Below are 23104 nucleotides of genomic sequence, written 5' to 3'. Positions count from 1 at the left end.
CCATGCGATTCGGAACCTTCATCCCCCAGGGCTGGCGATTCGACCTCGTCGGCATCGATCCCGCCGACCACTGGCGCGTCATGCGCGAGCTCGCCCAGCGCGCCGACGAGGGCCCGTGGGAGTCCCTGTGGGTGTACGACCACTTCCACACGACGCCGGTTCCGAGCGAAGAGGCGACGCACGAGGCGTGGACGCTCATGGCGGCGTTCGCGGCATCGACCGACCGCATCCGTCTCGGTCAGATGTGCACGTGCATGAGCTACCGCAACCCCGCGTATCTCGCGAAGGTCGCGGCGACGGTCGACATCGTCTCGGGCGGGCGTGCCGAGATGGGCATCGGCGGCGGGTGGTACGAGCACGAGTGGCGCGCGTACGGGTACGGGTTCCCGCCGATCGGCGAGCGGCTCGCGCGCCTCGACGAGGGGGTGCAGATCATGCGTCAGGCGTGGTCGACCGGCACGGCGACCCTGGACGGCAAGCACTACCGGGTCGACGGCGCGATCGTGCGGCCGCTCCCGCTGCAGGAGGGCGGCATCCCGATGTGGATTGCCGGCGGGGGCGAGAAGGTCACCCTGAAGATCGCCGCGAAGTACGCCGACTACGCGAACTGGTCGTCCGACCCGGAGGAGTTCTCGCACAAGAAGTCGGTGCTCGAGGGTCACTGCAGGACGCTCGGGCGCGACCCGTCCGAGATCACCCTCAGCGCGAACTTCATGACCGTGATCGGCGAGACCGAGAAGAACGTCGACGAGCGGCTTGACCGCATCGCGGAGCGGCTTCGCCCGCACCTCGGCGACCAGACCGAGCGGGTCATGGGCGAGTACCGCTCGGGCCGCGGACTCGTCGGCACGCCCGAGCAGATCGTCGAACGACTCGCCGACATGCGCGAGCGAGGCCTGCAGTACGCGATCCACTACTTCCCCGAGCACGCATACGACCGCTCGGGCGTCGAGTTGTTCGAGCGCGAGGTCATCCCGGCGCTCGCGTGAGCGGCTTCCGGGTGAAAGCGCCGGGCCCGATTGAGCCGACGGGTCCGTAGCAGGGACGTTTCGGCCGTTTGGACCCGGCGCTTTCACGTCGCGGCGCTCCAGGCGGCCTGTCGGCACGACGACCGGCCCTCCCCAGCGCCGCCGGGGCGGCCGATCACTCACAGCCGACCCCGTTCGGAGGGACTCGGCCCGACGCCTGTCGCACGGTCGGGGGATGACCCCTTCGTCCCGCGACGCGAGCACGATGACGGCTCCTCGGTTCCTCACCCGCCGCGCGCTGCTGGACGCAGGATGGACCGACCGGCGGCTTGCCGCGGCAGTCGCCGACGGGCGACTGCGCAAACCACGACCGAACGCGTACCTGCCACCCTGGGTGCCCGCTGACACGATCGACGCGTGTGCGCTGGGCGGCCGGCTCACGTGCGTATCGGAACTGGCCCGGCGCGGGGTGTTCGTACTCGATCAGTCCACGCTTCACGTCCACCTCCATGACAACCGCCGCCGTCCGCCGGTCCTCTCCCGTCCCGTGCGACGCCACTGGGACCGTCTGCGTCGAATGCCACCGCCGGGCGCGACGTCCGTCGAGGCGTTCGACGCCGTCCTGCAGGCGATCCGCTGCCAGCCCCCGCGTGCCGCCGTTGCGACGCTCGACTCCGCGTTGCATCTCGGTGTCCTGCATCCCGACGACCTGGACGAGCTGTTCCGGCAGCTCCCGCGACGTCACGCGGTCCTCCGCAAGCTCATCGACCCCCGGGCCGAATCCGGTCCCGAGACCTTGGTGCGGCTGATGCTCCGCTCGCTCGGAGCGAAGTTCGACGTTCAGGTTCGGATCCACGGTGTCGGCCGAGTGGACTTCGTCGTCGACGGCTGGCTGATCGTCGAGTGCGACAGCGAAGCGTTCCACTCGACGTGGGAAGACCAGCGTCGCGACCGCCGACGCGATCAAGCCGCGGCCGCCCTCGGCTACGTCACCTATCGTCCGATCGCCGAAGACATCATGTGGCGTCCGGAGGAGGTTCGGGCTGCGCTGGCAGGACTGCTCCGCGCCCGCGGGCGCGGTCGTCGGTGAAGCGTCGGGCTCGATCAGGCATCCGGTGCGATGACCCGCGCGAACCCCGCGGTTCAGCCCGACGCTTTCACCACGACGACGATCACCGTCGCGGCGGCTCCTCCGCCACGAGGGGGCGCACGCTCGCGTAGCCGTCGGGGTCGACCTCGGGGCCGGATGCCGCGCCGAACATCCTCGTCGCGCCGGGGCGCGCCGACCACGGCGTCCACCCCGGATCCTCGCCGCGGATGAGACGGACCGCTGCGCCGTGCACGGCGTCGGCGAGAGCCTGCGGAGGTTCGGCGCCCGCAAGGGCGTCGACCCGTTCGGCGTCGAGGCAGTCGAACCAGAACGGCACGTCGAGGCAATGGCACGCCCACCCGATCGTGGGCGACGTCCACGTGAAGCGGTAGACCCACGTGGGGGCATCCGACTTCGCCGCGGTGCGCGCGGCCGCGACACGGACCACCGTCGAGCGGAACGCGCGGTCGCTCACGTATCGGCCGACGAGCGCGGCATTGCCCTTGCGGTGCTGCTCCGCGTTCGCGGCGATGTACGCGCGGCGCCTCGCCCGGTCGAGCCCGAGCCTGCTGAGCGCGAGCGAGGCGGGGACGAACCGCATGCTTGTCCTGGCTCGGTCGAGCAGCATCGTGAACTCGTCGTCCGTGGCGCCGAGCACGAGCGGCTTGTCCGCTCCGACGCCGTCCCGGATCGAGTCGGGCGTCGGCTGCTTCAGCAGCTCGCCGTCGACCATCGGTCCCCACGAGGGGCCCTCGTCGAGCAGCAGGTTGGCCGCCGCGAGCCGGTTGCGGGACTCGGGCGACGCGGCGTCGCTCTGCAGCGCCAGGAGCTTCTCCTCGTCGACCGACGCGAAGCCGGAACGCGTGGGGGCCATGTTCGCGAGACGCGCGAGCTTGTCGGCGCGCTCCTCCGCGCGCTTGCGCGAGACATCCCCGAGCGCGCCCGACATCGACCACGCCGCGTGGAAAAGGTGCTGCGCGGCGGGCAGGCCCAGCAGGGTCAGCACTGCGCCGCCGCCCGCCGACTGTCCGGCGATCGTCACCCGACCGGGGTCGCCGCCGAACGCCGCGATGTTGTCGCGCACCCACTCGAGGGCGGCGATCCAGTCGCGCACGCCGCGGTTGGCGGGCGCCCCGTCGATGTGTCCGAAGCCGTCGAAGCCCAGGCGGTACGACACCGAGACCGTGACGATGCCGTCGCGATTGAACGCGCGACCGTCGTACCAGGGGCTGGCAGGCGAGCCGGCGATGTAACCGCCGCCGTGGATCCACACGAGCACGGGCAGTTTCGCGTCCGCGTCGCCCGGCCGGGGCGTGAACACGTTCACGTTGAGCGTCGACTCGCCGGGAACGGACGGCTCGGGGATGAGCGTCACCTCGGGCTGCGGCCCGCGCAGGGGGGTCGGCCCGTAGGTGACTGCGTCGCGCACGCCGTCCCACGGGTCCGGCGGCTCGGGAGCTTCGAAGCGGAGGTCGCCGACCGGTGGCTTCGCGAAGGGGATCCCGAAGAACGCGGCGGATGCCCCGGGCTCACCCGGCTTGCCGCGCCACATGCCGCGGACGGCTCCGGGCGCGATGCGCACGACGGGTCCGGCGACGGCCCCGCCCTCCGAGACGGCTGCGGAGTCGACGTCTTCTGAAGGTGGTCCGGCGAAAGGCATGGCACGAGCGTATGCGGCGACGCGAGGATGAGCACATGACAGATGCGATCCCCACCGCCGCCGACCTCACGCTCGAAGAGAAGGCGTCGCTCACCAGCGGCGCCGACTTCTGGACGACGAAGTCCGTCGAGCGGGCCGGCGTGCCCTCGATCATGATGACCGACGGTCCGCACGGCCTTCGCAAGCAGACCGAGGCCGCCGACCACCTCGGCCTGACCGGCAGCACTCCTGCCACGTGCTTCCCGCCGGCCGTCGGGCTCGGGTCGTCGTTCGACCCCGAGCTCGTGGAGCGGGTGGGCGAGGCGATCGCCGTCGAGGCCGCGATCGAGAACGTCGCCGTGGTGCTCGGTCCGGGCATCAACATCAAGCGCTCGCCGCTGTGCGGCCGCAACTTCGAGTACTTCTCGGAGGATCCCGTCGTCTCCGGGGTGCTGGGAGCTGCGATGGTGCGCGGCCTCCAGTCGCGGGGCGTCGGCGCATCGCTCAAGCATTTCGCCGCGAACAACCAGGAGCACGACCGCATGCGCGTGTCGGCCGACATCGATCCGCGCCCGTTGCGCGAGATCTATCTGCGCGGGTTCGAGCGCGTCGTCGAGGATGCGCAGCCGTGGACCGTCATGTGCTCCTACAACCGCATCAACGGCGTGTTCGCCTCGGAGGATCCGTGGCTGCTCACGAGCGTGCTCCGCGATGAGTGGGGCTTCGAGGGGCTCGTCGTCTCGGACTGGGGTGCGGTGAACGACCGTGTCGCGGGACTTCCCGCCGGACTCGACCTCGAGATGCCGTCGAGCGGCGGCCTCACCGATGCGCAGCTCGTCGCAGCGGTGCGCGACGGCGCACTTGACGAGTCCACGCTCGACACCGCCGCCGATCGCGTGCTCGATCTCGTGCGCAAGGTCCGGCGGCGCCCGGTCGTCCAGGGTCCGCTCGACGTCGACGCGCATCACGCGCTCGCCCGCGAAGCGGCGGGCCGCTCGATCGTGCTGCTCAAGAACGCCGGCGCGCTGCTGCCGCTCGCCCGCGACGCGAAGATCGCCGTCATCGGCGAGTTCGCGCGCACCCCGCGCTACCAGGGCGCCGGCTCGTCGCTCATCAACCCGACGCGCCTCGACACCGCGCTCGACGAGTTGCGGGCGCTGTCGACGGGTGAGGTGGTGTTCGCGCCGGGGTTCACCCTCGAGACCGAGACGGGGGAAGACCCGGATGCCGCGACCGCGCGCCGCGACGAGGCGGTGGCCGCCGCATCCGCCGCCGACGTCGCCGTCGTGTTCCTCGGGCTCCCCGCGACCGACGAGTCCGAGGGCTTCGACCGCGGGAGCATCGACCTCCCGGCCGACCAGCTGGCATTGCTCGACGCCGTCCTCGCCGCGAACGCGCGCACGGTCGTGGTGCTGTCGAACGGCGGCGTCGTCGCGCTCCCGTTCGCCGACCGCGTGCCCGCGATCGTGGAGGGGTGGCTGCTCGGTCAGGCCGGCGGCGGTGCGACGGCGGACGTGCTGTACGGCGTCGTCAACCCATCGGGGAAGCTCACCGAGACGATCCCGCTCCGGCTCGAGGACAATCCGTCGTATGGGAACTTCCCCGGCGAGTTCGGGCACGTCCGCTACGGCGAGGGTCTGCTCGTCGGATACCGGTGGTACGACGCGAAAGACCTCGAGGTCGCGTTCCCGTTCGGGCACGGCCTTTCGTACACGACGTTCGCGTACGGAGACGCGTCGGCGGTCGTGACCGCCGACGGCGACATCGAGGTCGCAGTGGCCGTGACGAACACCGGTCCGGTCGCCGGCCGCGAGATCGTCCAGGTCTACACGTCGCTGCCGGTATCGTCCGTGCAGCGTCCGCCCCGTGAGCTCAAGGCGTTCGCGTCGGTCGCGCTCGATGCGGGCGAGACGCGCGAAGTCGTCGTCACGGTCCGGCGCAAGGACCTCGCGTACTGGGACATCCGCACAGGTGGCTGGGTCGTCGAGGGCGGCGCCTACTCCTTCGACGTGGGCGCGTCGAGCCGCGATGTGCGCGCGACGACGACCCTCGAGATCGACGGAGACCCGATCCGGATGCCGCTCACCCTCGATTCATCGGTGGGCGAGGTGCTCGCGCACCCGGTCGTCGGCCCGTTCGTTCGTCAGGCCATGGAGTCGATGGTCGGCGGCGGGCAGCTCGACGAGGGGCTCGTCAAGATGATGGAGTCCTTCCCGCTCGGTCGGCTCGCGCGGTTCCCCGGCGTCGGCGTCACGAGCGAGATGGTCGAGGGCCTCATCGCGATGGGCAACGCGTCGTAGCCGTGCAGGCTGCGGACGAGACGCGGATGCCCTGGCACTTCGTCGGGCCGGGGCAACCGTCGTCTTCCGGCGACTCGCACCGGACGCGAGGTCAGGCCGGAGCCGCCTCGCCCTTGCGGTACTGATAGGGGTTGCTGAGGATCTCGACCTCGGGGATCTCGGGGTTCATGCCCGCCTTCCAGGTCTCCTCGCCGAGTTCGCCCTTGAGGTACTCGATCGTGTTCTCGAGCTTCGTCCGCACGCCCGGCAGGTCGCCCGCGCGCAGCTTACCCTCGAACTTGACCGGCTCGCCGCCCACGAGCACGGTGTGCACGTCGCCGCGGCCCGCCTGGTAGACGATGTGCCCGTACGGGTTGACGATCGGCACCATCGTGGGCGAATCGTCGTTCTTGATGAGCACGACGTCGGCGAGCTTGCCTTTCTCGAGGCTACCGATCTGGTCCCACTTTCCGAGGGCCTTCGCGCCGCCGCGCGTCGCCCAGTCGACGACCTCCTCGACGCGGATCGTCGCGTGCGTGACGGTCTCATCCTTCTGATGCGCGATGTAGTGCTCGAGCGCACGGTCGGAGCCGATCGTCGTGCGCATCGCCGAGAACATGTCGGCGCTGAACCACACGCTCGTGTCGATCGACATCGACGCGGGGATCCCGTGCTTGCGCAGCGCGAACGCGGGCGGGTAGCCCTGACCACAGGTCATCTCACTCTCGGTCGCGAGCGAGACGCTCCCGCCGGTCGCCGCGATCTTCTGGTACGACTCGTCGCTCAGCGTCGCCGCGTGCACGTAGATGTAGCCGGGCTGCATCGCGCCGTTGTCGTACATGAGACGGATGCCGTTGTCGTTGGTCGCACCCCACACGCCGGCGTGCGTCGTGACGGCGAGCCCGAGATCGCGCGCGAGGGCGAACGCGGGGGCTTCCGGGAAGCTCTCGTCGCCCGGCACGTCGAAGGCGATCTGCGCACCGAAGAGCGTGTCGCGGGCCTTCTCGATGATCGCGCGGACGGCCGGGTCCTGCGACCACTCCCACGGCGCTCCCGCGAGGTTGCCGTACGCGAGCACGAAGCGGCCGGGGGAGGACGCGAGCGCTTCGAGGGCGGCTTCGCCGTGGTCGGGCGTGCGCAGGCCGTGCGACCAGTCGACGCTCGTCGTGACCCCGGCCTCGACGGCGTCGAGTCCGGAGATGAGGTTGCCGGCCGCGACGTCCTCGGGCCGGAACTTCATGCCGTGCTCGAGGTAGTACCAGACGAAGTACTGCGTGAGGGTCCAGTCCGCGCCGTACGCGCGCATCGCCGATTGCCACATGTGACGATGCGTGTCGACCATGCCGGGCATGACGATGCCCCGCTTGGCGTCGATCTCGAACGTGCCCTCGGGCACCTGCAGGTCGACGCCGACGTCCGCGATCTTGCCGTCGACCACGAGCACGTCGCCCTCGGGAAGCACCGTGTGGGAGTCGTCCATCGTCAGCACGATTCCGTCTCGGAAGACGATCGGCTGGTTCGGTGCGGGAGTGCCGGTCATGTGAGGCTCATCCTCCTTGATTGCCGCCGTGCGGCGGTGCGTCGTCGCACCGCGCCGTCGCCGTCGATCGGCACGCGAGACCGTGCTCGGGCCGACCCGGTCCAACTTGACTCAGGTTAAGCAATGCTGGACACTGCTGTCCAGTCCCACTTGTACCGTCGCAAGGGAGCGAGCGTGAGCACCAGGACCATCGTCATCGTCGGAGGCACCTCCGGCATCGGACTCGAGATCGCGAAGGACTCGATCGCACGCGGGGAGAAGGTCGTCATCACCGGCCGCGACGAGACGCGCACGAAGCGCATCGCGACGGAGCTCGGTCCGGAGGCGACCGGCATCGCGCTCGACATCTCCGAGCCGCAGACGATCGCCCACCAGCTATCGTCGCTCGGCCGCGTCGACGGACTCGTGCTCGCCGCCATCGAGCGCGACGCCAACAGCGTGCGCGACTACAGCATCGAGCGCGCGGTGCGCCTCGTGACCCTCAAGCTCGTCGGCTACACCGAGACGATCCACGCGCTGCTCGATCGGCTCGAGCCCACGGTCGACACCGGCATCGTCCTGTTCGGCGGTCGCGCGAAGGACCTGCCTTACCCGGGCTCGACCACCGTGTCGAGCATCAACGGAGGTGTGACAGGCCTGGTGAACACGCTCGCGCTCGAGTTGGCGCCCATCCGCGTCAACGCCGTGCACCCGGGCATCGTCGGCGACAGCCCCTTCTGGGCAACCAAGCCCGAGGGCGTGCTCGACGGCTACAAGAAGCACACGCCGGGCGGCGAGCTCGCGACGATGGCCGACGTCGTCGATGCGGTGCAGTTCCTGCTGCGCAACCGCGGCGTGTCGGCGGTCAACCTCTACGTCGACCGGGGCACGACGCTGCTCTGACGCGCGACGCTGCTCCGACAGGTGAAAGCAGCGGGCTCAAACCGGCACAGGCGGTTCCGGCGGCGCTGTGCGCGCGATTCAACCCGACGCTTTCACGGGCATCGGGGTTCACAGGTCGCGGCGGCTCACTTCGGCGATCGCGCTCCAGTCGGCGTCCTTGAGCTCGGGATCGGCGAGCGCCTTCTCGAACACCTCGATGAGCGCCGGCATCGTCGCGGGGTGCACGCCCGTCGCCTGGGCGATCTGCTGCGCGAGCGCGAGGTCCTTGCGGCCGAGCGCGATGTGGAAGCCCGGGGGAGAGTACTCCTGGCGCGCGATGATGCCGCCGTAGCCGGAGTACACGGCACCGCCGAACAGCGTGCCCGTGAGCAGCTCGACGAACAGCTTCGGATCGACCCCGAGGCGCTCGGTCATCGCCACGGACTCGCCGATCGCCTGCAGCGCGTGGATGATGTTGTAGTTCACCGCCGCCTTGACGGCGTTCGCGACGGACGGCTTGTCGGAGAGTCGCCACACGCGCTTGCCCATCACCTCGAGGTACGGCATGACCTCGTCGATCGCCTGCGGGTCGCCCGCGGCGAGGATGTTGAGCTGCCCGGCGGCGGCGACATCCGGGCGCCCCAGCACCGGAGTCGCGATGTAGCGGCCGCCGGCTTCGGCGAAGGCATCCGTGAGGCGATCCGACATCGCGGGGCTGATCGAGGCCATCATGACGTGCGTGCGGCCCTCAGCCCGCGCGATCACGTCAGGCGTGAAGACCGCCTCGACCGCCGCGTCGTTCCCCAGCATCGAGAACGACACGTCGGCTTCGAGAGCGTGCGCGGGCGACTCCGCGGCCGTCAGCCCCTCCTCGACGAGGCGCCGCAGGGGCTCAGGCGAGCGGTTCCACACGCGCAGGTCATGGCCGGCTGCGGCGAGGCGCCGGGCCATGCCGGAGCCCATCGCGCCCAGACCGAGGAACGCGAGGGCGCGGCCATCGGCTGAGGCATCCGTCACGCTTCGCCTCGCCCCCACACCGTGTTCTTGTGCGACTGCGAGTCGCGTTCGAGGTTGAGGGGGCCGCCCACCGCGATGTAGCGGGGGCCCGCGACGAGCAGCTCCTCGGCCGGGAACTTCGTGATGACCTCGCAGCCGTCGGTCGTCACGACGACTTCTTCCTCGATGCGCGCGGCACCCCAGCCGTCGGCCGACGGCCAATACGTCTCGAGCGCGAACACCATGCCCTCCTCGATCGTCTCCGGGTGGTCGAGCGACGTGAGGCGCGAGAAGATGGGCTTCTCCCAGATCGACAGGCCTACGCCGTGACCGTATTGCAGCGCGAACGCGGCCATCTCATCCGGGAACCCGAACTCCTGCGCGGTCGGCCACACTTCAACGATATCCGCGGTTGTGGCACCTGGCTTCACGAGGGCGATCGCGCGGTCCATGTACTCGCGGGCGCGCGTGTACGCGTCGCGCTGCGCCGAGCTCGCCGAGCCCACCGCGAACGTGCGGTAGTAGCACGTGCGGTAGCCGTTCCAGCTGTGCAGGATGTCGAAGAAGGCCGGGTCGCCGGGGCGGATCACCCGGTCCGAGAACACATGCGGATGCGGCGAGCACCGCTCGCCCGAGATGGCGTTGACGCCCTCGACGTACTCCGAGCCCAGGTCGTACAGGGTCTTCGCGACGAGCCCGACCGCCTCGTTCTCACGCACGCCCGGGCGCAGGTAGCGGTAGAGCTCCTCGTAGGCGGCGTCGACCATCGAGCACGCCTGGGTGAGCAGGCGGATCTCGTCGGGTGTCTTGATGCGGCGGGCCTCCATGAAGACCTGCTGCCCGTCGACGACCTTGATGCCTTCGGCCTGCAGCGCCATGAGCACGGGCAGCTCGATGACGTCGACGCCGAGGGGCTCGTCTGCGACGCCGAACTTCTCCAGCTCGCGCTTGATCTTGCGTGCGAGGTCCGCCGCGATCTCGGCGTCGGGCGGGAACGCACCGCGCAACGTCGAGATGCCCGCGCGGGCGCCCGACTCGAGGCGCGGTCGCTTCGCCCCCTCGTGCGGCGCGTGCGGGTCGGCGTCCATCTCGGACGTCGTCACGTCGAGCCATGGGTTGTACAGCGCGTGGTGCTTCGCCGCCGAGCCGAAGTCCCACACGATCGGGTCGGTGTGGCGCGTGAGCAGCGAGAAGCGGATGAGCTTGTCCATCGCCCACGTGCCGATGTGGGTGGCGCTCATGTACCGGATGTTCGAGAAGTCGAACGCGAGAAGCGCTCCGAGGTCGGATGCCGCGAGCTTCTCCTTGAGCCGCGCCAGCCGCGCATCGCGGAGGCGCTCCATGTCGACGCGCTCCTCCCAGTCGACGGCATTGGTTCCCGTGGAGCCGGTGCTCTTCATCGAGTCCTCCTGTGAGACGAACCGTCGCGCCCCCATGCGCGAGTGTGAAGTCCAGCTTAACGGTATGCGCCGCCAGACACGACCCTGATTCACGTGAACACGCGTCGTATGCCCCACAGCGGTCACTGGCGATATCCGCCCATCGGCTCTCGCTTGACACGGAGCGAGCCCCGGCGGTCCTAGAATGACGGCGGGCGCCAACGAGGCGGCTACAGGACCCGAAACGGTGGGGGGACACCAATGCCCGACATGCTCGGCGCCCGGCTGCGCGAGGCGCGGCTGAAACGCGGGCTGAGCCTGCGAAGCGTCGCGCAGGCGCTCGGCGTCTCGGCGAGCCTCATCTCGCAGGTCGAGATCGGCAAGACCCAGCCTTCCGTCTCGACGCTGTACGCGCTCGCGAGCCACCTCGGCATCTCGCTCGACGAACTGCTCGGCATCATGCCGCCCAGCCGCGGACCCGGACCGACCATCGGTCACAGCGGTCCTGCGCTCCCCGACGTGCAGCGGGCCGAAGACAACCCCGTCATCGAGATGGAGAACGGCGTGCGCTGGGAGCGTCTCGCCGCCGGCGCGGGTGGTCCCGCCGACGCGCTCCTCGTCACGTACGAACCGGGAGCGAGCAGTTCCGTGGAGGGCAAGCTCATGCGGCACGCCGGCATCGAGTACGCCTACCTCATCGAGGGCGAGCTCACGCTGCACCTCGAGTTCGACGAGTACGTGCTCCGCCCCGGGGACTCGCTCGAGTTCGACTCGATCCGCCCGCACATGTACTCGAACCGCGGCACAGTGCCGGCGAAGGGCGTGTGGTTCGTGGTGGGGCGCCGCCAGCAGAACCAGGGACTCCGCGACGCCCCCGGCCAGGTCGCGACCCCGTCCGATGCTCCCGCGTCGGCGGTGGACGTGCTCCGCGCGATGGACGATCTCGGCGCGTAGCCGATCCCGCCGTCAGCCCCCGACCCGGTGCACGGCCGGGCGCCGCGCGGTCGCCCACGGGTCGATGAGCGTCTTGATCTGCTCCGAGCCGCCCTTCAGCAGGGGGTCGAGTGCGCCGTCGATGAGGTCGTCGAGGGGCAGCACCTCGTGGGCGATGTCGGACCAGTCGTCGCGACTCGCGAGCAGGCGGATCGCCTCGGGGAAGTCGTCGCGGAACACGTGCGCGACCGTCCCGATGATCGTGTACTCGCTGAGCGTCCACTTGCCGAGGGGCAGTTCGGGCTCGCCGCGCTGCACGCCTACGGGCACGATCGTCGACCCCGGCTTGGCGGCCTCGAGCACCGATGCGAGCCCCGGTGCGGAGCCGCTCACCTCGAAGAAGACATCCGCGTCCATGCCGAGCTCGTCGAGCCTGTCGGCGATCGGCATCGTCCCCGCTTCGAGACCGGCGTAGGCGCCGAGGCGCTTCGCGAGCTCGAGGCGCTCCGGGTCGCGGTCGACCGCGAGGATGCGCGCGCCCGTGGCGACGGCGGCGACCGTGATGAAGGCGCCGATGCCGCCGACGCCGACGATGACCGCGTCCTGCCCCGAACGCAGTCCGCTGCGCCGCGTCGCGTGCACGCCGATCGCCATCGGCTGCGCCATCCCGAGCGTGTCGGATGCGAGGCCCGAGTCGCTCACGTCGAGCACGATCGACGCCGGTGCGACGACGTAGCCGGCCAGCCCGCCGTCGTGATGGAAGCCGATCGTCGAGTAGTCGCGGCACAGGTTGGTGCGGCCCTCGCGACACGGTTTGCATTCGCCGCATGAGACGCCGGCGCCGCACACGACGGATGCTCCGACCTCGAGCCCTTCGACACCCGGGCCGAGGGCCTCGACGACTCCCGCGAATTCGTGTCCGAGCGTCACGGGCGGCTGTGCGAGCACGAGACCGCGCCCGAACTCCGTCGCGTCGCTGCCGCACACGCCGCACACCGTGACGCGGATGAGCACCTCGCCCGGACCGGGTTCGGGCACCGGCTTCTCGTCGATGCGGAGGTCGCCCACGGAGTGGAGGACCGCCGCGCGCATGTCGGTCACCTCAGGTGCCCTTCCTCGATCGGGAGCTGCACCGCGGTGCGCTCCGCGATCATCCGGCCGAGGTGCGAGTCATAGACGGCCTTGTGGGCGGGGTGGTCGAGGTAGGCCTCGAGGGCCGCGGCATCCGCCACGACCGCCGCGACCCCGTAATCGGCTCCGCCCGGGCGCAGATGGAGGTTGGGCCCGCAGACGTAGGACGACAGCACGGGGATCTGCGCGGCCATCTCGGTGAGCGCCTGCGTCAAGCCGGCGACGTCGTCGTCGGTGACCTCGTCCTTCCAGCGGAAGGATGCGATGTGAAGGATCATCGTGCCATCTCCTCGTCGAGTTGTTCAGCGCCAGTGCACACGATTCCGCGGAATCACCCGCAACAGCCCAGCATAGTGCCGCACGAGTGTACATCGTCGCTGTAGCATGAGCCACGCCGCGATGAAGCGGCGGGATGGAGGAACGGCATGGCCCACCCGCGCATCGCCGTGCTCGGAGCGGGAGCGAACGGAGCCTCGATCGGGGCCGATCTGACCGCTGCAGGGCTGGATCCGCTTCTCATCGAGCAGTGGCCCGCTCACGTCGAGAAGATGCGCGCCGACGGCCTGCGGATCGAGTCACCGGACGGTGACCTGCACGTGCGTCCACGCGTGATCCACCTGTGCGAGGTCGCCGAGCTCACCGAGCGATTCGACGTCGTGCTCATGCTCATGAAGGCGTACGACTCGCGCTGGGCCGCGCAGCTCGTCGCGCCGTACCTCGCATCCGACGGGCTCATGGCCGGCGTGCAGAACGGCATGACGGCCCGCGTCGTCGAGGAGGTCGTCGGCGCCGACCGCACGATCGGCACCGTGATCGAGTGCTCCGCGACGATGGACGAGCCCGGAGTCGTGCACCGCCACACGGGCGTCTCACGCTCGTGGTACGCGGTCGGAGCGCTTCCGGGCGGCCCGGCCGAGCGCGCCACCGAGATCGGCGAGCTGCTCGGCCACTCCGGCACGGTCGCCTACATGGACGACATCGAGTCCGCGAAGTGGATGAAGCTCGTGAGCAACTGCACGCTGCTGGTGACGTCGGCGATCCTCGGACTGCCGATGCTCGACGCGCTGCACACACCCGGCTACCGCGACGTCATGATCGCCGCGGGGAACGAGGCGCTCGTCGTCGGGCAGGCGATCGGGCACCGAGTGCTTCCGATCTTCGGGCTCGAGCCGCACGAGGTCGCGGACCCCGCGACCGTCGTCGACACGATGACCGACAAGCTCTTCGCCGGATTCGTCGTCCCCGGTGCGACGACCACCGTGCTGCAGGACTGGCGCAAGGGCCGCCACTCCGAGGTCGACGACCTCAACGGACGCGTCGCGGCCGAGGGGCGGCGGCGCGGCATCCGCACGCCGGTCAACGACGTCGTCGTCGAGCTCGCGCACCGCATCGAGCGACGCGAGCTCGAGCCCGACCCGTCGCTGCTGATGCCGATGCTCGACGCCGTCAGGACTTGAGGAACGCGAGCAGCGCCTCGTTGACCTCGTCGCCGTGCGTCCACAGGAGGCCGTGCGGCGCACCCTCGATCTCGACGTACGTGGCGTCGGGCAGCAGCTCCCGGAACCGGCGCGCCGTGACCTCGACGGGGAGGATGTTGTCGGCCGTGCCGTGCAGGATGAGCGCGGGCACGTCGACGTTCGGGATGTCCGCGCGGAAGTCGGTCGGCCACGTGAGCGGAGCGGCGGCGATCGCGACGTTGCCCGCGTGGTTCGCGACCTGCATGCTCGCATCCAGCGCCTGCTGCGAGATGCGCGAGCCGAGGTGGTCGTCGAGGTTGTAGAAGTTCTCGAAGAACTCCGCGACGAACGCGTAGCGGTCCTGGCGTGCCGCGGCTGAGAAGCCGTCGAAGAACTCTTGCGGGCCGGCGCCGTCGGGGTTGTCGTCGGTCTTGAGCAGGTACGGCTGCAGCGAGCCGAGGAACGCGACCTTCGCGATGCGGTCGCTGCCGTACGTCGAGAGGTACCGGCAGATCTCGCCGGTTCCCATCGAGAAGCCGACGAGCACGGCATCCGTCAGATCCAGCGTCTCGATCAGCACGCTCAGGTCGCTCGCGAAGGTGTCGTAGTCGTAGCCCGAGCCGGCCTTGGTCGACGCCCCGAACCCGCGCCGGTCGTACGCGATGACGCGATAGCCGGCGTCGAGGAGCGCGGCCTGCTGCTTGCCCCACGACTCGCCGTTGAGCGGGTAGCCGTGGATGAGCACGACCGGCTGACCGGAGCCCTGGTCGGTGTAGAAGAGCTTGACGTCGATCGAGTTCTCGGTTGCGACTTTGATGTGCGACACGTTCTCTCCTCACTCGGGCCGAGAGGGACGGATGCCTCGGCCCTCCTCCGACGCTATTCCTCACGCGCTCGGTTTGGCGATAGCATCCGCTCGTCTCGCACAGCGTCGTCGAGGAGGAGTCGGTGAACCCCAGTCCCGCGTCAGAGCCCGTCCGATCCCGGAGGAATCCCCGATCCCGCAGCCGGCTCCGACGCGTGCTCATCGGCGTGCTCGTCGCGGCGGGTCTCGTCGCGGCGCCGCTCGCACCCGCGGCGGCGGCCCCGAGCCCCGCGACCGATCTCGACGGCGTGTGCGCCACGCTGCGGGTGGGCGGCGGGTCGTCGAACCACGTCACGCGCGGATCGCTCGGCTACGGCACGTCGGGTTCGGCGGCGCAGGCGACGAAGATCCGGTTCGAGGCGACGGCCCTCGGGCGCTACCGGCTCATCGACCACAGGGGGAGCGTGCTGTACCTCAGCGTGCTCAACACCGTGATGCCCGGCTCGAGCTACGGCGATCGCGCCGACTGGACCGTCACGCGCGACGGCGGTTCGTATCAGATCGCGGCGACCCTCAACGGCAAGCGCATCGGCTCGTTCCTGGGCGCGCTCGTCGCGGCGAACGGGTCGTTCACGCTCGTTCCCGCAACCGGCTGCGCGACCGTCGCCGATGTCGCGCCCGGTGTGAGCGGCACGGCGCAGCCGGCGGTCAACCCCGACGGCACGCTCAACGGCTTCATCGACGCCCACACGCACGTCACGGCCGCGGTCGGATTCGGCGGGCGGATGCGGTGCGGCACCCCCTTCCACCCGGGCGGCGTCGAAGAGGCGCTCAAGGGCTGCCTCTCGCACTCGGCGATCGGCGTGAGCGGGTACCTCGGCGCCCTCATCGCGGGCACCGACCCGTTCATGGACCACCGCGGCTGGCCGACGTTCAAGGACTGGCCGACACCGCGCACGCTCCTGCACGAGCAGGCGTACTTCCGCGGCATCGAGCGCGCGTGGATGTCGGGCGAGCGCATCCTCAACGCGCTGCTCGTCGCGAACCGCGTGATCTGCGAGATCTACCCGGCCAAGGTCACGAGCTGCGACGAGATGGAGCAGATCCGACTTCAGGCGCAATACCTGAAGGACATGCAGGACTACATCGACGCGCAGTCCGGGGGTCCGGGCGAGGGCTGGTTCCGCATCGCGAAGACACCGGCCGAGGTCCGGCAGATCGCTGCGGAGGGCAAGCTCGCGGTGATCGTCGGGGTTGAGAACTCGGAGCTGTTCGGATGCCGCGAGATCCGCGGCGTGCCGCAGTGCACGACCGCGCAGATCGACGCGGGCCTCGATGAACTCGAGTCGTACGGCGTCAGCGGGATCCACCCCGTCCACAAGTTCGACAACGCGTTCGGCGGAACGCGTTTCGACGCGGGGACGCAGGGCGCCGCGGTGAACATCGGCAACAAGGCCTCGACCGGCCACTGGTGGCAGGTCGAGCCGTGCGAGACCGAGGCCCACGACAACGAGCAGCCGCTGCGCAGCGACGAGATCGCGGCGCTGCTCGGTTCATCGGGACTGCCCGCGGGCACGATCGTGCCCGTGTACCCCGAGGGTCCGGTGTGCAACATCCGCGCCCTCACAGACCTCGGCCGGTACCTCATCGACCGGGCGATGGACCGCGGCATGATGATCCACATCGACCACATGAGCGTGAAGACCGCCGACGCGGTCCTCGACCTCGCGGAGCAGCGCGGCTACCCGGGAGTCATCACGGCGCACACATGGTCGGATCGCTCGATGATCGCTCGCGTCGCGAACGTCGGCGGGTTCGTCGCCTCGTACGCGAATGCCGCCCACACGAAGGAGGGGCGCCCGGGCTTCCTCGACGAGTGGCGCGCGAACCGTGCGGCCGCCGCGCCCGGCGCGATCACGGCATACGGGTTCGGGTCCGACGTGAACGGGCTCGGCGACCAGGCGTACGCACGCGACGATGCGGCGCAACATCCGCTCGTGTATCCGCTCACCGCGCTCAACGGCGCGACCCTCGACCGCTTCACGATGGGCGAGCGCACCTTCGACATCAACGTCGACGGCGTCGCGACGTACGGGCTGCAGGCCGACTGGACCGTCGACGTCGTGCAGGCCGCGGGGGCAGAAGGGCCCCTGCTGCGCGAGCAGCTCATGTCGGGCGCCGAGGCCTATGTGCGGGTGTGGGAGGCTGCGATCGCCTGGTGAGCGACGTGGGGTTCCGCACCCGGACCATCGTGATCGCGCCCGACAGCTTCAAGGGCTCGATCACGGCTGCGGACGCCGCGGCCGCGCTCGCCGAGGGGTGGGCGTCCGCACGACCGCACGACCGGATCGTGCTGCGTCCGGTCGCCGACGGCGGAGAGGGGACGCTCGACGCGTTCGCCGCCGCGGTGCCGGGCGCCCGCCGCATGCCGGTCACCGTGACAGGGCCGGATGGAGAGCCGGCGGATGCCGCGTGGCTGCTGCTTCCCGCGACGCCGGAGGAGCCGTGGGGCGTGGGTGTCGTCGAGCTCGCCTCGACGTCGGGCATCGAGCTGCTCGGCGCACGGCGCCTGCCGTGGGACGCCGACACGACCGGGTTCGGCGAGGCGATCGCGGCGGCTCTCGACCACGGCGTGACGCGCCTCGTGCTCGGCATCGGTTCGAGCGCGTCGACCGACGGCGGGTCCGGGCTGCTGACGGCGCTCGGCGCACGGCTGACGGATGCCGCGGGCGAGCGCATCGCGCGAGGCGCGCGGGGGCTCGGTGCCGTGGCGGAGGCGGACCTGAGCGGGCTCCGGCCGCTGCCTCCGGCCGGAGCGGTCGTGCTCGCCGATGTGGCGAACCCATTGCTCGGGCCTTCGGGTGCGGCCGCGGTGTTCGGACCGCAGAAGGGGTTCGACCCGCAGGAGGTCGCGGTCGTCGACGAAGGGCTCGCGCGCCTCGCGGCGCTGCTTCCCGCAGATCCTTCGACCCCGGGCGCCGGGGCAGCGGGCGGGGCGGGTTTCGCGCTGACCGTGTGGGGCGCACGGCTCGTCCCCGGCGCGAGCGCAGTGGCCGAGCTGGTCGGCCTCCCGGCGGCTCTCGCCGACGCGGCGGTCGTCGTGACGGGCGAGGGCTCGTTCGACGCGCAGTCCGCCTCGGGGAAGGCACCCGCGCACGTCGCCGCGCTCGCGGCGAGGATCGGTGTGCGGGCCGTTCTCGTCGCGGGGCGGATCGACGCGGCATCCGATGTCTCGGGATTCGCCGCGACCGTGTCGCTCACCGAGCTCGCCGGATCGACGGATGCCGCGCTCGCCGAACCCGCACGCTGGCTGCGGGCGGCGGGCGCGAGCCTCGCGCGGCGGCTGTGACGGCTCGGTGCTGCGCGGTCAGCGCGCCGTGCGGCGGGCCTCCCACCCCGACCGCACCATGTCGTCGACCGTGTGACGCATGCGCCAGTCGAGGTCGCGGGCCGCGAGCTCGCCCGACGCGACGATGCGGTCGGGATCGCCCGGACGGCGGGGCCCGATCTCGGGAGTGAAGTCGATGCCCGTGACCCGCGCCATCGCGTCCATGATCTGACGCACCGACAGGCCGTCGCCCGAGCCGAGGTTGTACGCGGGCTCGATCGGCTCGCCCGCCGCGAGGCGCTGGGCCGCCACGACGTGCGCGAGGGCGATGTCGTGCACGTGGACGTAGTCACGGACGTTCGTGCCGTCGAGCGTCGCGTAGTCGTCGCCGTTGATGCGGGGCGTCCGGCCGTCGAGCAGCGCCTCGAACACGAGCGGGAAGAGGTTGTGCGGACTCGAGTCGTAGACCTCGGGGTCGGCCGAGCCGACGACGTTGAAGTAGCGCAGAGACGTGTGGCGCAGCGGATGCTCCGACTCCGCCGTCGCGACGGCCTGGTCGCGCAGCAGCCACTCTCCGATGAGCTTCGACTCGCCGTACGGCGACGCGGGACGCTTCGGTGTGTCCTCGGTCACGAGGTCGACGTCGGGCGTGCCGTACACGGCGGCGCTCGACGAGAAGACGATGTTCGACACGCCCGCCGCCTCCATCGCCTCGAGCACGATGCGCGTGCCCTCGACGTTCTGCGCGTAGGTGTGCAGCGGACGCTGCACCGACACCCCCGCGTACTTGAACCCGGCGACGTGAATCACGCCCTCGACCCCGTGATCGCGCAGTGTGCGCTCGAGCAGCTCGCGGTCGAGGATCGACCCCCTCACGAACGGGACGTCGGCGGGCACGAACTCCTCGTGCCCGCTCGACAGGTCGTCGATCACCACGGGGGACAGGCCCGCGTCGCCGAGAGCGCGCACGATGTGTGCGCCGATGTAGCCGGCGCCGCCGGTCACGAGCCAGGACATGTCCCTCCTCAGGGGGTCGGTGGGCGCCGCATCCGCCGGATCGCCCCGGCCATTCTCCCCGATGCGGCTGAGCCGACCGTTTCGCGCGCATAGCGTCCGGCGTCTACCACCAGGTGAAAGTCGAGGCGTCGGCATCGCGTCTTCCGCCCTATCGTCACGAGAACGACAACCCGACCTCGACGAGGAGGACGATGTGAAGACGCGTGCCGCCGTGCTGTGGGAGTACGGACAGGACTGGCGCATCGAGGAGCTCGAGCTCGACGACCCCGGCGAAGGCGAGGTGCTCGTCAAACTCGCGGCGACAGGACTCTGCCAGTCCGATGAGCATGTGCGCACGGGCGAGCTGCCCTTCGACGCGCTCCCCGTGATCGGCGGGCACGAGGGCGCCGGAATCATCGAGAAGGTCGGGCCCGGCGTCACCGACCTCGCGGTGGGCGACCACGTCGTGCTGAGCTTCATCCCCGCGTGCGGAAAGTGCGAGTCGTGCGCCACCGGCCACCAGAACCTGTGCGACGAGGGCGCCGGCATCGGGGTGGGCCTGCAGCGCGACGGCACGTCGCGCCACCATGTGAACGGTCACGACGCACGGCTCATGTGCATGCTCGGCACCTTCTCGCCGTACACGGTCGTGCGTGAGACCTCGGTCGTGAAGATCCGCGACGACGTTCCGCTCGACAAGGCGGCGCTGGTCGGATGCGGCGTCACGACCGGCTGGGCGACCGCCGTCTACGCGGCGGGCGTCGAACCCGGTGACACGGTCGCCGTGCTCGGGATCGGCGGCGTGGGCGCGAACGCCGTGCAGGGTGCGGCGATGGCGGGTGCGAAGCGGATCCTCGCGATCGACCCGTCCGAGTTCAATCGCGAACAGGCGCGGAAGTTCGGCGCGACCCACACGTTCGCGAGCGCCGCGGAGGCGCGGGACGCACTGCCCGGACTCACGTGGGGTCGCATGGCGAACTCCGCCATCATCACCGTCGACGTCGCGACCGGCGAGATCGTCGGCGACGCGCTCTCGCTCGTCGGCAAGCGCGGCACCGTCGTGCTGACATCGCTCGCCGACGTCACCGACACGACGATCACCGCTCCCATGTTCGAGATCACGGCGTACGAGAAGCGCCTCGTGGGCGCCCTGTTCGGCAGCGCGAACCCGCGCTACGACATCCCCCGGCTCCTCGACATGTACATGGACGGCGAGCTGAAGCTCGACGAGCTCGTGACCCGCACGTACGAGTTCGACGACATCAACCAGGGCTACGTGGACATGCGGGAGCACCGCAACATCCGAGGCATGGTCCGCTTCGACTGACGCGACGACAGGAGATCGCATGGCATTCACCGGACAGCTCTACATCGACGGCGAGTGGACGACGGGATCCGGCGGCGGAACGTTCGAGACACTCGACCCGTCGACCGGTTCCGTCATCGGCACGGCGATCGAGGCCTCCGCCGCTGATGTCGATGCCGCCGTCGATGCCGCCGTGCGCGCGTTCGCCGACCCGGCCTGGCGCGACATGACTCCATCCGCGCGCGGCAAGCTCCTGTGGCGCATCGCCGACCTCATCGAGCAGCACGCCGACGAGCTCGGCGAGCTCGAGAGCCGCGACGTCGGTCAGGTCGTCGGGTTCGCGCGCGGCAGCATGGCCGGCGCCGCGGACATGTTCCGCTACTTCGCCGGCTGGACCACGAAGCTCGACGGCACCGTCAGCTCGATCTCGGTGCCCGGCTACCTGCACTACACTCGCCGCGAGCCGGTCGGGGTGTGCGCGCTCATCACGCCGTGGAACTTCCCCCTCGCGATCGCGGTGTGGAAGCTCGCCCCCGCGCTCGCGACCGGCAACACCGTCGTGCTCAAGCCTGCCGAGCAGACCCCGCTCACGACCACCCGCCTCGTCGAGCTCGTCGAAGAGGCGGGCGTGCCCAAGGGCGTCGTGAACCTCGTCACAGGCGGGCCCGAGGTCGGGCAGGCGCTCGTTTACCACCCGCGAGTCGACAAGGTGTCGTTCACGGGCTCGACCGAGGTCGGTCGCTCGATCGTCCGCGCGTCGGCGGGGAACCTCAAGCGTGTGAGCCTCGAGCTCGGCGGCAAGGCTCCGAACATCGTGCTGAAGGACGCCGACATCGACCAGGCGGTGATCGGCAGCATGCTCGGAGGCCTGTTCAACAGCGGTCAGGCATGCGCCGCATACAGCCGGTTCTATGTGGACGCGAGCCGCGTCGACGAGTTCACCGACAAGCTCGGCTCGGCGATGTCGAACATGAAGCTCGGCCCGGGGCTGGCGCCCGACACGCAGCTCGGACCGCTCGTGTCGGAGGAGCAGCTCGCGCGCGTCGAGGGCTACGTGAAGGGCGGCATCGAGCAGGGCGCCGAGGTGGTGCTCGGCGGCAAGCGCGCGGACGGCGACCTCGCCGCGGGCTTCTTCTTCGAGCCGACGCTCTTCCGCGGCGTCACGCATGACATGACGATCGCTCGCGAGGAGATCTTCGGGCCGGTGCTGCCCGTCATCTCGTACGACGACCCCGAGGAGCTCGTCGCGCAGGCGAACGACACGGACTACGGGCTGGTCGCGTGCGTGTGGACGAAGGACGTCGCGCTCGGACACCGGCTCGCACACGGCATCCGGGCCGGCGAGGTCTACATCAACTCGATGCCCATGCTCGACCCGGCGGCCCCGTGGGGCGGCTTCAAGGCGAGCGGATGGGGCCGCGAGATGGCTGCGGACGCGCTCGACGCCTACACCGAGACGAAGGGCATCTGGGTCAACCTCGGCGGCTGAGGCACTGCCCGAACCCGGGCCCTGGGCGAGGAGCGGAGCGACGAGACGAAGGGCCGCCCCGGACGGCGTCCTCGACGAGTAGGTTCGACACAAATGGCCCCGGACTCACCGAACCCGACCGCCGTCGTCGCGAGCGGAGGCGGACGCTACAGCGACCCGCACCACGCGTTCGCCGTGACGTCCGCGCGCATCGCGGAGACGCTCACCGACGACGGCTGGACGGTCACGGTGTTCGGGGAGCCCGAGGCCGCCCTCGCGGCGCTCGAGAACGCGGATCTGCTCGTCATGAACGCCGGCCCGGGGGAGGGCGAGGGCGAGATCGATCCGGATGCCGCATCCGGTCTCGCCTCCGCGCTCGCGCGCGGGGTCGGCGTGCTCTGCGTCCACAGCTCGCTGCTCACACTCCGCGACGTGCCGCTCTGGCGTGAGACGATCGGCGGCGCGTGGGTGGACGGGACGTCATGGCATCCGGACATCTCCGACGCCGACATCCGGATCGTGGATCGCGACCACCCGATCACGGCCGCCGCCGACGACTTCACGCTCTTCGACGAGCGGTACACCGACCTCGTGATCGACGATCCGGGCATCCGCGTGCTCGCCGCCCACGAGCTCGACGGCGTGCGGCATCCGCTGCTGTGGGTGCGCGAAGCGGGCGCGAGCCGGGTCGCCGTGTCGGCGCTCGGTCACCACGAGCGCTCGTACGATTCACAGGACCACCGGATGCTCCTGGCCCGCGCCGCCCGCTGGGCCGCCCGCCTCTAGATGTACTGCCCAGGCAGGTTGTTTGAGATCCGGCTGATGGGCGGGAGCTTCCCGATCGCAGTGTGGGGCCTGTGGTGATTGTAGAAGTGCAGCCAGGCGGGCAGGGCTGCGCGGCGGGCTGATTCGCTGTTGTAGTGCTTCA

At 70.4% G+C, this 23104-nt stretch carries 20 protein-coding genes; 11 read left to right on the top strand and 9 right to left on the bottom strand.

Annotated features, from left to right (window positions below; all coding sequences use genetic code 11):
- The first annotated feature begins 2 nt into the window (after positions 1–2).
- Both VNR19_RS15985 and VNR19_RS15980 read left to right on the top strand, forming a co-directional pair.
- A complete protein-coding gene (locus tag VNR19_RS15985) occupies positions 3–989 on the top strand; it encodes an LLM class F420-dependent oxidoreductase (RefSeq protein WP_325728266.1) in 987 nt (328 codons plus the stop codon).
- A gap of 214 nt (positions 990–1203) precedes the next feature.
- Positions 1204–2058 carry a putative endonuclease domain-containing protein gene (locus tag VNR19_RS15980; RefSeq protein ID WP_325728265.1) on the top strand — a complete coding sequence of 285 codons (855 nt, stop codon included), beginning with the start codon at positions 1204–1206 and terminating at the stop codon, positions 2056–2058.
- An 82-nt stretch (positions 2059–2140) separates the two neighbouring features.
- Here VNR19_RS15980 and VNR19_RS15975 read toward each other — a convergent pair whose 3' ends face one another.
- Positions 2141–3718 (bottom strand): carboxylesterase/lipase family protein, encoded by a 1578-nt coding sequence (locus VNR19_RS15975; RefSeq protein ID WP_325728264.1) that lies wholly within the window; start codon positions 3716–3718, stop codon positions 2141–2143.
- A gap of 35 nt (positions 3719–3753) precedes the next feature.
- Between VNR19_RS15975 and VNR19_RS15970 the strand changes: the two genes are divergently transcribed.
- Positions 3754–5997, top strand: a complete 2244-nt coding sequence (locus VNR19_RS15970) for a glycoside hydrolase family 3 C-terminal domain-containing protein (RefSeq protein WP_325728263.1) — start codon at positions 3754–3756, stop codon at positions 5995–5997.
- A gap of 91 nt (positions 5998–6088) precedes the next feature.
- Here the strand turns inward: VNR19_RS15970 and VNR19_RS15965 are convergent, their stop codons facing one another.
- Positions 6089–7516, bottom strand: a complete 1428-nt coding sequence (locus VNR19_RS15965; protein WP_325728262.1) for an amidohydrolase family protein — start codon at positions 7514–7516, stop codon at positions 6089–6091.
- Between the two features lie 174 nt (positions 7517–7690).
- Here VNR19_RS15965 and VNR19_RS15960 point away from each other — a divergent pair, with 174 nt between their 5' ends.
- Entirely contained in the window at positions 7691–8398 is a 708-nt protein-coding gene (locus VNR19_RS15960) for an SDR family NAD(P)-dependent oxidoreductase (protein ID WP_325728261.1), read from the top strand.
- A gap of 108 nt (positions 8399–8506) precedes the next feature.
- Here VNR19_RS15960 and VNR19_RS15955 read toward each other — a convergent pair whose 3' ends face one another.
- Complete coding sequence (locus VNR19_RS15955; RefSeq protein WP_325728260.1) at positions 8507–9394, bottom strand: NAD(P)-dependent oxidoreductase; 888 nt, start codon at positions 9392–9394, stop codon at positions 8507–8509.
- Entirely contained in the window at positions 9391–10773 is a 1383-nt protein-coding gene (locus VNR19_RS15950; protein ID WP_325728259.1) for a M24 family metallopeptidase, read from the bottom strand. The genes VNR19_RS15955 and VNR19_RS15950 overlap by 4 nt, the downstream gene beginning before the upstream one ends.
- A gap of 240 nt (positions 10774–11013) precedes the next feature.
- Here VNR19_RS15950 and VNR19_RS15945 point away from each other — a divergent pair, with 240 nt between their 5' ends.
- Entirely contained in the window at positions 11014–11706 is a 693-nt protein-coding gene (locus VNR19_RS15945; RefSeq protein ID WP_325728258.1) for a helix-turn-helix domain-containing protein, read from the top strand.
- A gap of 12 nt (positions 11707–11718) precedes the next feature.
- Here the strand turns inward: VNR19_RS15945 and VNR19_RS15940 are convergent, their stop codons facing one another.
- A complete protein-coding gene (locus tag VNR19_RS15940; RefSeq protein WP_325728283.1) occupies positions 11719–12777 on the bottom strand; it encodes a zinc-dependent alcohol dehydrogenase in 1059 nt (352 codons plus the stop codon).
- A gap of 5 nt (positions 12778–12782) precedes the next feature.
- On the bottom strand, positions 12783–13094 hold the full coding sequence (locus VNR19_RS15935; RefSeq protein ID WP_325728257.1) for a Dabb family protein: 312 nt from the start codon (positions 13092–13094) through the stop codon (positions 12783–12785).
- Between the two features lie 147 nt (positions 13095–13241).
- Here VNR19_RS15935 and VNR19_RS15930 point away from each other — a divergent pair, with 147 nt between their 5' ends.
- Positions 13242–14273, top strand: coding sequence for a ketopantoate reductase family protein (locus VNR19_RS15930; RefSeq protein ID WP_325728256.1), 1032 nt, complete (start codon positions 13242–13244; stop codon positions 14271–14273).
- Here the strand turns inward: VNR19_RS15930 and VNR19_RS15925 are convergent.
- The gene (locus VNR19_RS15925; RefSeq protein WP_325728255.1) at positions 14263–15099 is read right to left on the bottom strand and encodes an alpha/beta fold hydrolase; all 837 of its coding nucleotides are present in this window, start codon (positions 15097–15099) and stop codon (positions 14263–14265) included. The two genes, VNR19_RS15930 and VNR19_RS15925, sit on opposite strands and share 11 nt — an antisense overlap.
- Before the next feature lie 194 nt (positions 15100–15293).
- Between VNR19_RS15925 and VNR19_RS15920 the strand changes: the two genes are divergently transcribed.
- Together VNR19_RS15920 and VNR19_RS15915 are read left to right on the top strand one after the other, a co-directional pair.
- Positions 15294–17300 (top strand): hypothetical protein, encoded by a 2007-nt coding sequence (locus VNR19_RS15920; RefSeq protein ID WP_325728254.1) that lies wholly within the window; start codon positions 15294–15296, stop codon positions 17298–17300.
- Positions 17297–18427: a glycerate kinase gene (locus tag VNR19_RS15915; protein WP_325728253.1), complete on the top strand. Its 1131-nt coding sequence runs from the start codon at positions 17297–17299 to the stop codon at positions 18425–18427. Before VNR19_RS15920 ends, VNR19_RS15915 begins: the two co-directional genes overlap by 4 nt.
- 18 nt (positions 18428–18445) lie before the next feature.
- Here VNR19_RS15915 and galE read toward each other — a convergent pair whose 3' ends face one another.
- On the bottom strand, positions 18446–19423 hold the full coding sequence (gene galE, locus VNR19_RS15910) for a UDP-glucose 4-epimerase GalE (RefSeq protein ID WP_325728252.1): 978 nt from the start codon (positions 19421–19423) through the stop codon (positions 18446–18448).
- 193 nt (positions 19424–19616) lie between these two features.
- On the opposite strand from galE, the gene VNR19_RS15905 reads away from it, so the two are divergent.
- The 3 genes from VNR19_RS15905 (at position 19617) to VNR19_RS15895 (ending at position 22962) form a co-directional block, all read left to right on the top strand.
- On the top strand, positions 19617–20729 hold the full coding sequence (locus VNR19_RS15905; protein ID WP_325728251.1) for an NDMA-dependent alcohol dehydrogenase: 1113 nt from the start codon (positions 19617–19619) through the stop codon (positions 20727–20729).
- Positions 20730–20748: 19 nt separating this feature from the next.
- Complete coding sequence (locus VNR19_RS15900) at positions 20749–22197, top strand: aldehyde dehydrogenase family protein (RefSeq protein WP_325728250.1); 1449 nt, start codon at positions 20749–20751, stop codon at positions 22195–22197.
- Positions 22198–22290: 93 nt separating this feature from the next.
- Entirely contained in the window at positions 22291–22962 is a 672-nt protein-coding gene (locus tag VNR19_RS15895; RefSeq protein WP_325728249.1) for a ThuA domain-containing protein, read from the top strand.
- On the opposite strand, the gene VNR19_RS15890 is transcribed toward VNR19_RS15895, so the two are convergent.
- The coding region (locus VNR19_RS15890) for an integrase core domain-containing protein (RefSeq protein ID WP_325728282.1) at positions 22959–23104 on the bottom strand (146 nt) is incomplete at its 5' end. The genes VNR19_RS15895 and VNR19_RS15890 overlap by 4 nt on opposite strands.

Origin of the sequence: Microbacterium sp. (assembly GCF_035556355.1) — a bacterium.
Taxonomy (GTDB): Bacteria; Actinomycetota; Actinomycetes; order Actinomycetales; family Microbacteriaceae; genus Microbacterium.
Note: the sequence above shows the minus strand (reverse complement) of the source record. Positions and strands in the feature narration are given on the sequence as shown.